Genomic DNA, 8,748 nt, shown 5'->3' with positions numbered 1-8,748 from the left:
TGTGCTTTTATGCTATATATGAGCTGAAGGATGAAATCCCGAAATATGGATTTCATCCTTCGAAAAACACTTAAATTATATTATCATTTTGGAGTTTACACAAAATCGGGGAAATACCCGTAGAATATCTTGGTGAATTAAAGTGACACGAGTATTCAGTTTTAATTTTTCTGACGATAAGTTGAATAGATGACTGTCTAATTCAATAGACGTTACCTGTTTACTTATTTTAGCCAGTTTCGTCGTTAAATGCCCTTTACCTGTTCCAATTTCGTAAACGGTATCGGTTTCTTTTAAATTCAATTGTTTTATTATTTGGTTGAGTACTTTTTCACTCGTTAAAAAGTTTTGAGAATATTTTATATTTTTGTTCATGTAATCACTCCTTCTTAATTACAAATTTTTAGCATCTAATTTAACTTCAATTCCTATTATACAAAATTTTAAGATACTGCACTATCAACACACTCTTAAGTTTGCTTCTAAGTCTTATTTCCATAACTTCTTTTACGTTTCCGCCATTCTTTGCTGTTTCGATTTTTATGATATGGTGCAAGTCAGCACGAACACGAACCGTCTTATCTCCCATTATATCTTTTTTTGCACTGATTGGTGTATCATTTCGTTTTTCTTTTTGTGCGCCTAAATTTCCCACAATCACTCACTTCTTTCTATTTCTTCTTATTCTTATTTTATCATCAACAATCACAAATGCTTTGTTGTTAGGATTATGCTGATTTGCATAATCGTCTAACTGTTGTTTAGTGTGGGTTTTACCCGACACGCCCTTGTTTCGAGCCATAGCGTTTACCTCCTTTCTTCGCAGCAGTTCTTATCAATGATTGCATAACGAAACGGTCGGTTACCTAGAACCCTTTTTGAACCTTACTACTAAAATACGAGCAATTTTTCATCAGTAGTGAATCTTGCAAATCATTTTTCTACGACAGGAGTGATTTACGCTTGATATATGCTCGCTCTATCAAATGTAAATCAAACAAGTATATTATAGCTCAATTATATAAAAAAATCAAATTACAAGCCCATCATCTCACGAATGATACGGTCACTCATCTTGATTGCACCAACGAGAACAAGCATATTGAACACCAATTCTCCGACATAAGACCACACCTGAGTAACGGCTGCGGCATCAGGGTTCACTACCGGCGGCGTAGAAGCAAATAGGGAGAAGATGATACAAGCAAGTACAATTACTGCTCCCTCAAGCAAAACGGCACAGTAGCTCTTTATAAAGCTCTTACCCACATTCTGCGACGGTTCTCCGGCAAAAGTGGAAAGCGGTATCGGAGCGAGAGCAGTGTACATATACAGCTTGAAAAATCGTCCGTACACCGTCATTATCATAATGAACGACAAGACCGTGATAAACAGTCCGCCGATAAGAGTAACCGCCCACAATGGGATACTTTCAAAAAATCCGCAGCTTTCAATGGTTGTTACCATTTCAGCAGGTAAGGTTGTTTGATTGGGCGTACCGAATCCCGCAGATGTCATAATGGTTGAAATCGTACCTTGTACGATGTCGAACAGGGCAAGCATAAGCTCCAGCCCGTAGGTAATCACACCTTTGGCAATAGCAAAGCGGATAAACAGCTTTAATGCGTGTTCCGGTTTCTTTACATCGGTAAAACTTCCGCAGGTGCGAACCACACCGACAACAAAAAACAGAACAAGCAGGGCAAGACCGATAGCCTGAACCGCTCCGTTGATATTCACCATTACCGACCAAATACTGCCGCCTTTGAACTCCTGCGGCGAAGTGGTTAGCAACTGCCATATTTCCGATAGCTTGCTGTTCCAAGTTTCAAGGGCATTTTCGAGGTTCTGAACTACCCAGTTATCACTCATCTGTTTGCACCTCCTTTAAGATTAGGGGCATACCTGAAATGCCAGGTATGCCCCGTTTGATAACTGTGTTCTCTTAACCGGTAATAAGGGTCAGGATTTCCTTTGCAAAGGTAATGATGATACCGCCTGCAAGAGTCAGGAAACCGTTGGCTCTCTGAGACGGGTCGTGAGACTTCAAAGAGAGACCGACCTGAACGATACCGAAGCCAAGCAGGATAAGACCGATGGCACGGATAAGACCGAAGATAAAATCGGACAGATTGTTGACTACGGTAATCGGGTCGCTTGCGGCAAAAGCGGTAACGCTCATGCCGCAGACAAGAGTTGCTGCTGCGATTACGGCGCAGTAAGCACGGAAGCCTTTCTGAACCTTTCCGGTCATAGGCAGCTTCTGAGTAGTTTTCTTTTCGTTGTTCTTCTTAAAAATGTTCATTGTGTTTTCCTCCGTTAAAATAAGTTTTTATTTACTTCAAAATCCTCATCGGACAGAAGCTCGTAATTGGTTTCTCCGTAGCTTTCCTCCGGAAGTTCTTCCGGGTTAATAGAAAGAACAGAAATTGATGAGTGCTTGATGGTCACTTCGCCGTGTTTATATGCAGAAGCCTTTCCATCGGTTGTAAGTGCCACATTCGGGTGCTTCAAGATGTCATACTTGAAGTCCATAACGGGGCGTTCTCCACGAATAAACAGAATTGCATATTGGTTATCAAGCATACGAACCTCATCAGGGGTAAGAAGCTCTCGACCGCTAATCTGATAATTGGTGGAGTAGTTACCGCTTCGCCCGGTACTCTTTCCGAAAGTGTTGGTATCAATGGTTTCCTTGCCGAGAAGCTCGGACACATATTTGTGGGTGCTTTGCTCGTTGCCGCCGAGATACAGAAACTCGTCGCAGTTGCCGACAATACTTTCCCATTGCTTTTCAAACAAGGCTTTTAACTGAGCCAAGTTCTGCAAGATAATACTTACCGACACTCCACGGGAACGCATAACCGACAGTATCTTGTCAAAGTCATCGGGCAGGCTCACATTTGCAAACTCGTCCATCAGGAAATGGACGGGAACGGGAAGCGAGCCACCGTGAATATGGTCGGCAGCATAAAACAACTGCTGAAAAAGCTGTGTGTAAAGGATAGATACCAAGAAGTTAAAGCTGGAATCGTTATCCGGTATCAAAGCGAACAGAGCGACCTTTTTCTCTCCGAGTGATGGGAGGTCAAGCTCGTCTGTGGTGGTTAAAGAAGCAAGACTTTCAAGGTTGAACTTTTCCAGTCTTGCCGCAAGGGTTATCTGTATGGACTTTAAGGTTTTCGCCGCACCCGAATGATAGGAACGGTAATACTTCAAAGCGATGTGGTCGGGATTTGACATTTCCAGTTCCGCAAACAGTTCATCAAGAGGAGAAGGTCTTGTGTCCTCCTCGTCCTCAATCGAACCGGCTCTGAGCATTTCCATTACCATTGCAAAGTTCTGTTCATCTTCGGGTGCTTCGTAATGAAGATAAAATACAAGTGCAAGCAGAAGCATTGAAGCCGAGGTGTCCCAAAAAGGGTCTTGTGCCTGACTGCCTTTCGGAGTGGTACTCTTAAAAAGGTTCGTCACGAGCTTTTGCACATCGTTGTCATTCTGCAAATAGACAAACGGGTTATAGCAATGGCTTTTCTCCATTGAAATCAAATCGAGAACACGAACTTCATAGCCTTTGCTTTCAAGCAGCTTTCCGGTGTCTCTGAGTATTTCGCCCTTTGGGTCAAGAATGACAAATGATGTGTTGCACTGCATAAGATTCGGCTTGCAGTAAAACCTTGTCTTACCGGCTCCCGAACCGCCGCACACAAGAGTGTTTAAGTTTCTTCGGTGCTTCTTCGCATTGAGTCCGATACAGACATTTTGCGTCATCAGCTTATTCTCTGAAGCCGGAGACTGTCTGTATTTTTTATTTACGGCTCTTGCGTTGCCCCATTTCGCAGAGCCGTGTTCTTCACGCCTTCGATAATTCTTCTGTGTCGAGAAGTAAATCCCGATACCCATTGCATAGCAGAGAAGCAAAACGAGGACAGTTTTTAGGCTGTCCTCGCATAGCTCAATATGAAATGGGTTGTTGAACGCTGTTAATAGGCTTGGCAGTATTTCCGGCAATCCTCCTTTTACAGAAGGTGCAATCAGAAGTGCCAGCCATACGACCGGGATAATACCGATGACGGAAAGAATAATAGCAGACTGCCTTTCGTTATCTCGATTCACAGGAGCGTTCCTTTTCGATAACTCTGAACTTTTTCTTTGGGGCAGTTCCGACCTTGATGATAAGGTCGTCCACCGCATCGGTAGATTTCCCTTCGTTCATCAAATCTGTTTTCTCATCGTTGAGAGAACGGATTATAATGCCGTGTTCATAATCGTCCAATGCGATATGATACATTTCTTCCTTCGCCATAGTCTCACCTTATCTTTCGTAGTCTTTGCTTCGTTCCTGCTTTTTCTTGTAAAGCTCATCGGAAACACGGGAGTGAATATCCGCCATCGCATTTCTCGTTTTGGAAAGCTCATAGCGAATGTCCTTCGGCTCTTTGCCGGCAAGCTTCTCAGGAATACGGTTGATAGCAAAATTCTGTGTATCGACGCCGTACTTCTTGCAAAGCATATAACCGATACATACCGCTTGAAAGCCCATATCCGCTCTGCTGTAACTGTCGCTGTTGATGGAGAGCTGTGCGTGGCCAAGTTCCTGTGCTACGCACTGAGCGACCGCAACGCTGTCTCCCACATCACGCTTCACATACAAGGTCTGCTCCTCGTTGTTGTAAAACGCCGCCATATTGGGATACGGAAGTTCATTTGTGGCTTCCACTTCAACCGGGGAAGAATCCAGCATAACGGTAATGAGAGCTTTCGGGTCACGGTTTACAGTAGGTGCAGGCGGTCTCTTGCCATTGGTCTGCGAAACATCAAAGACCTTTTTCACATTGTAGGAAATGCCGGTCGTACCGTCTCTCTTGGCATACTCGACAGGTTCAAGAATGGAAATGCTTTTCGCACCTTTCTGAATTTTCACATTGTCTTTGCTCCAGTCGTCAAAGTTTTTGAGCTGGCTTGCTTCGGGAAGCTGCTTGAAAATCAGAAGTGCGTTGACCGCAGAATATCGGTCAAGACGGCTCTGCGTATCAAGGAACGCTTTGAACTTCTCCGGGTCGGAAACGATAGCCTTTGCGGTTTCGTCCGCCATCTGATATACGGCTTCCTTTTCTGCCTTCATCTTATCGGCGTATTCCTCTTTGGAAAGTCTGTTTCTCTGCTGTCCTGCCTTAGCAGGGGTAAAATTGTTTGTCATTGTGATTACCTCTCTTTCACATTTTTGCTTTTGGGTTTCGGCTGCTGGTGTACGGTCTGTGCCGGGGCGTTCTTAACCTCCGGCTTTGATACCTCCGGCTCTTTGCGTTCTGCTTCTTTCTGCTGCTTGGACTGTGCCTTATATCGGTCGAGCTTTGCTTTCACCGACGGCTTTCTCTGTCTGTCGCTGACAGTACCCTTATCAGTTTGCATATCTACCGGCTCTGAGTTTTGCCTTGACGGAGGGTTTTTGTCCGTTTTGGCGACTGTGGGGTTTGACTGGGAGTACCCCTCTTTCTGAATAGGCTTTCTGACTGCTTCCTCTGTGATGATTTCGTTCTTGGATTTTGTCGGCTTGTCTTTTTCCAAAGCATCACGCTTTTCGACAGCCTTCTGAGACTCGGTAACAATAGCAGCCTTATCAACCTTGCCGAGTTCAAATCTCTCAACGATTCTCTGAATTTTGGAAGCGTCCTCAGCACGGGCGATAATATCAATCGGTACATTATCGCCCTTTGTGTTTTTATCCCTGAGTACGCAGTAGAGAACGCCGTAGCGTTTTGCCTGCTCGGTAAACTTCTTCAAGTCCTTGTTGGGGATAGAAAACACTTTCAGCTCCTTGCCCGATTTAATCATATTGGTAAGTCGAGCCTTGCCTTTTGTTTTTTGTTCCTGTTTGAGAACAGAGACTAAAAGAACGGCAATATTCTTTGCTGCCGCTCCGCTTAATTTTGCGGCTACTTCAAAGCCCTCAAGCGATAGCCTGACGACCTGTTCTGCCGCATCACCTCCGTTTGTCATTACGGTTCTGCTCCTTTCGTTCTTGTTTTTCTTCGTAAGCTCTTACCGTTTCAAGGTTGGCTTCAATGACCTTTGACCTTTCGGCTATGTCATCACAAAGACCGACCTCTTTTCGGAGAGTCCACAGCTTGTGTACGGTCTGTGCCGGGGCGTTCTTAACCTCCGGCTTTGATACCTCCGGCTCTTTGCGTTCTGCTTCTTTCTGCTGCTTGGACTGTGCCTTATATCGGTCGAGCTTTGCTTTCACCGACGGCTTTCTCTGTCTGTCGCTGACAGTACCCTTATCAGTTTGCATATCTACCGGCTCTGAGTTTTGCCTTGACGGAGGGTTTTTGTCCGTTTTGGCGACTGTGGGGTTTGACTGGGAGTACCCCTCTTTCTGAATAGGCTTTCTGACTGCTTCCTCTGTGATGATTTCGTTCTTGGATTTTGTCGGCTTGTCTTTTTCCAAAGCATCACGCTTTTCGACAGCCTTCTGAGACTCGGTAACAATAGCAGCCTTATCAACCTTGCCGAGTTCAAATCTCTCAACGATTCTCTGAATTTTGGAAGCGTCCTCAGCACGGGCGATAATATCAATCGGTACATTATCGCCCTTTGTGTTTTTATCCCTGAGTACGCAGTAGAGAACGCCGTAGCGTTTTGCCTGCTCGGTAAACTTCTTCAAGTCCTTGTTGGGGATAGAAAACACTTTCAGCTCCTTGCCCGATTTAATCATATTGGTAAGTCGAGCCTTGCCTTTTGTTTTTTGTTCCTGTTTGAGAACAGAGACTAAAAGAACGGCAATATTCTTTGCTGCCGCTCCGCTTAATTTTGCGGCTACTTCAAAGCCCTCAAGCGATAGCCTGACGACCTGTTCTGCCGCATCACCTCCGTTTGTCATTACGGTTCTGCTCCTTTCGTTCTTGTTTTTCTTCGTAAGCTCTTACCGTTTCAAGGTTGGCTTCAATGACCTTTGACCTTTCGGCTATGTCATCACAAAGACCGACCTCTTTTCGGAGAGTCCACAGCTTGCTCGTGATTGCCGTAATCTGCTCTTTGACATTTGATAGCTCATCGTCACTCAAATTTCTTCTTAACTGTTTTCGCAGGTGCGTTCTATCGTCAGTCAGGGATTTGATTTGCGACAATACGGACTCTTTATATGAGAAAAGCTGCTCGTCGGTAGAAATGTTCTCCCGTCCAAGCAGCCTTGTCTCCTGAGTGATTTTGTCCAGCTTCAGTAAATCTTCTTTCAAAAGATAGTGAAGCCTTGCGGTATTCTGTTTTTTATATTTCGGCAGATAACCGAGTTTATAGCAGTAATGCAGATACAGCCCATACAGTCCGCCGACCTTTTTGATTTTGTGTTCTCTTGTGGGCAATCGGTACTGTGTGACTCTTACCGTTTCCTTTACAAAAGGAACGATGAGAACCTTTTGATTTTCCGTCAGCCTACGCTTGATTGCGTCCTCGGTATAATTCTCTCCGAGGGATTTAAGTCGTATCGGCTTCTTGTATCCTTTCGGAACAATCGTCCAATACTTTCGGCTGTCGCTGAGACAATGCTCATAGCCCATCTGCGTCAGGATATAATCAAAGGTCTTTAAGTTAGTGCTGTGTGCAATCGCTTCATCAATGGCGTCACGGGTAATGGAGTATCGGCTCGGCATACCGGCTTGTTCCTGCTTGTAGTAATATGAGGATTGCTTACTGCGGTTCGGGTTCGGATTGTAATACAGTCCGTACTTTTCACAGAGACGGTCGGCAACCAAGCGGAACTTGAACCACGCTTTTTCGTCTCCCCATAATCGCTTACCGTCCACAAAGGAAACGGAATTGATTACATAGTGGCAGTGCAGGTGCTTTGTGTTCAGATGAGTAGTAACCACCACCTGAAATCTTTTGCCCCACACTTCGTTTGCAAATTCCATTCCGATTTTCTGTGCAAGCTCCGGGGAAATATCCTGTTCCTTAAAGCTCAGGTATCCGTGATAGGCTTGAATGCCATCGTCTTTGCCGTATGCTTTTTTCACAGACACAAACTGGTCTCTTGCGGTCGCCGGATTGCAGTTGATACCCTCAACGAAAAACTCACGCTCAGTTTTTTCTTCGTCCTTTGCATAGCTGAGAACATCACGGAGAGCCTGATACTGTTCCTCGGTGTAAATGTCTGTCGCAGTCTTTTCGGGATTGGCGGCATAGTCGATTACCTGACCGAGCCTTGATGTGACCGACCACAATTTACTTACTGCCATTTCATATCGCTCTTATCGGGTCTTAAAAAAGTACGCTCCACATCAGCCTGAAACTTGTGCCAACGCTCGGCTTCCTTTTTGAGCTGCGGTGCGTCAACAAATCCGAGGGAATTTGCTTTTACCGCAAGCTGATTGATGTTGTTCCCGATAGCAGATAACTCACGCATAACATCGTAAAATCTTTCGTCGGGCTTTTCTCTCGGCTCGTATCCTTTGAGAAGCAAACGGATAAGACCGCCTTCGGAAAGACACGCCCGCTTTGCTTTTTTCTGCAAATCCTGAGCTTCTGCCTTGTTCATCAGAATGTGCTTTTCAATGTTTCTCTTGCTCATTTTTATCGCTGTCCTTTCTGTTAATATAGTGCCTGTCCCGGTTTATCTGAAACAGGCACATTGTTGTTACTCCGAAAAAGCCGCCGATGATTAACCCGGCGGCAACCAATACTATCTCCCGCATTGCTTTACTCCTTTCTTGCTTGGGGTATTAGGGGCAACCCCTAACGAGTGTACCG

12 protein-coding genes and 1 pseudogene are annotated in these 8,748 nt (G+C 44.9%); all 13 read right to left on the bottom strand.

The genetic code is table 11. The features are described 5' to 3' along the window. Positions 1–117: 117 nt before the first annotated feature. Positions 118–375, bottom strand: a pseudogene (locus tag H8706_RS09475) (rRNA adenine N-6-methyltransferase family protein); the annotation flags it as partial. A 46-nt stretch (positions 376–421) separates the two neighbouring features. Continuing rightward, positions 422–655: a peptide-binding protein gene (locus tag H8706_RS09470; protein WP_000527320.1), complete on the bottom strand. Its 234-nt coding sequence runs from the start codon at positions 653–655 to the stop codon at positions 422–424. A 6-nt stretch (positions 656–661) separates the two neighbouring features. Continuing rightward, positions 662–802: a hypothetical protein gene (locus H8706_RS09465; RefSeq protein WP_181358170.1), complete on the bottom strand. Its 141-nt coding sequence runs from the start codon at positions 800–802 to the stop codon at positions 662–664. Between the two features lie 233 nt (positions 803–1,035). Next, positions 1,036–1,872 carry a hypothetical protein gene (locus H8706_RS09460; RefSeq protein ID WP_107208974.1) on the bottom strand — a complete coding sequence of 279 codons (837 nt, stop codon included), beginning with the start codon at positions 1,870–1,872 and terminating at the stop codon, positions 1,036–1,038. A 73-nt stretch (positions 1,873–1,945) separates the two neighbouring features. Further along, complete coding sequence (locus tag H8706_RS09455) at positions 1,946–2,305, bottom strand: glutamyl-tRNA amidotransferase subunit A (protein ID WP_014635894.1); 360 nt, start codon at positions 2,303–2,305, stop codon at positions 1,946–1,948. A gap of 14 nt (positions 2,306–2,319) precedes the next feature. Next, positions 2,320–4,116 carry a VirD4-like conjugal transfer protein, CD1115 family gene (locus H8706_RS09450; protein WP_262432424.1) on the bottom strand — a complete coding sequence of 599 codons (1,797 nt, stop codon included), beginning with the start codon at positions 4,114–4,116 and terminating at the stop codon, positions 2,320–2,322. Next, positions 4,103–4,306: a hypothetical protein gene (locus tag H8706_RS09445; RefSeq protein WP_003525217.1), complete on the bottom strand. Its 204-nt coding sequence runs from the start codon at positions 4,304–4,306 to the stop codon at positions 4,103–4,105. Before H8706_RS09445 ends, H8706_RS09450 begins: the two co-directional genes overlap by 14 nt. A gap of 9 nt (positions 4,307–4,315) precedes the next feature. After that, positions 4,316–5,200, bottom strand: coding sequence for a hypothetical protein (locus H8706_RS09440; RefSeq protein ID WP_050618039.1), 885 nt, complete (start codon positions 5,198–5,200; stop codon positions 4,316–4,318). A 5-nt stretch (positions 5,201–5,205) separates the two neighbouring features. Next, positions 5,206–6,000 (bottom strand): PcfB family protein, encoded by a 795-nt coding sequence (locus H8706_RS09435; protein WP_050618038.1) that lies wholly within the window; start codon positions 5,998–6,000, stop codon positions 5,206–5,208. After that, positions 5,984–6,883, bottom strand: a complete 900-nt coding sequence (locus tag H8706_RS09430; protein WP_262432423.1) for a PcfB family protein — start codon at positions 6,881–6,883, stop codon at positions 5,984–5,986. The genes H8706_RS09435 and H8706_RS09430 overlap by 17 nt, the downstream gene beginning before the upstream one ends. After that, positions 6,867–8,237 carry a relaxase/mobilization nuclease domain-containing protein gene (locus H8706_RS09425; protein ID WP_050618037.1) on the bottom strand — a complete coding sequence of 457 codons (1,371 nt, stop codon included), beginning with the start codon at positions 8,235–8,237 and terminating at the stop codon, positions 6,867–6,869. Before H8706_RS09425 ends, H8706_RS09430 begins: the two co-directional genes overlap by 17 nt. Then, entirely contained in the window at positions 8,228–8,569 is a 342-nt protein-coding gene (locus H8706_RS09420) for a plasmid mobilization protein (protein WP_050618036.1), read from the bottom strand. Before H8706_RS09420 ends, H8706_RS09425 begins: the two co-directional genes overlap by 10 nt. Continuing rightward, the gene (locus tag H8706_RS09415) at positions 8,550–8,693 is read right to left on the bottom strand and encodes a DUF3789 domain-containing protein (protein WP_074403911.1); all 144 of its coding nucleotides are present in this window, start codon (positions 8,691–8,693) and stop codon (positions 8,550–8,552) included. Before H8706_RS09415 ends, H8706_RS09420 begins: the two co-directional genes overlap by 20 nt. Positions 8,694–8,748: the final 55 nt, after the last annotated feature.

The sequence above is a fragment of the Qingrenia yutianensis genome, from assembly GCF_014385105.1.
Lineage (GTDB): Bacteria > Bacillota > Clostridia > UMGS1810 > UMGS1810 > Qingrenia > Qingrenia yutianensis.
This window is presented reverse-complemented; position numbering and strand designations above follow the sequence as displayed.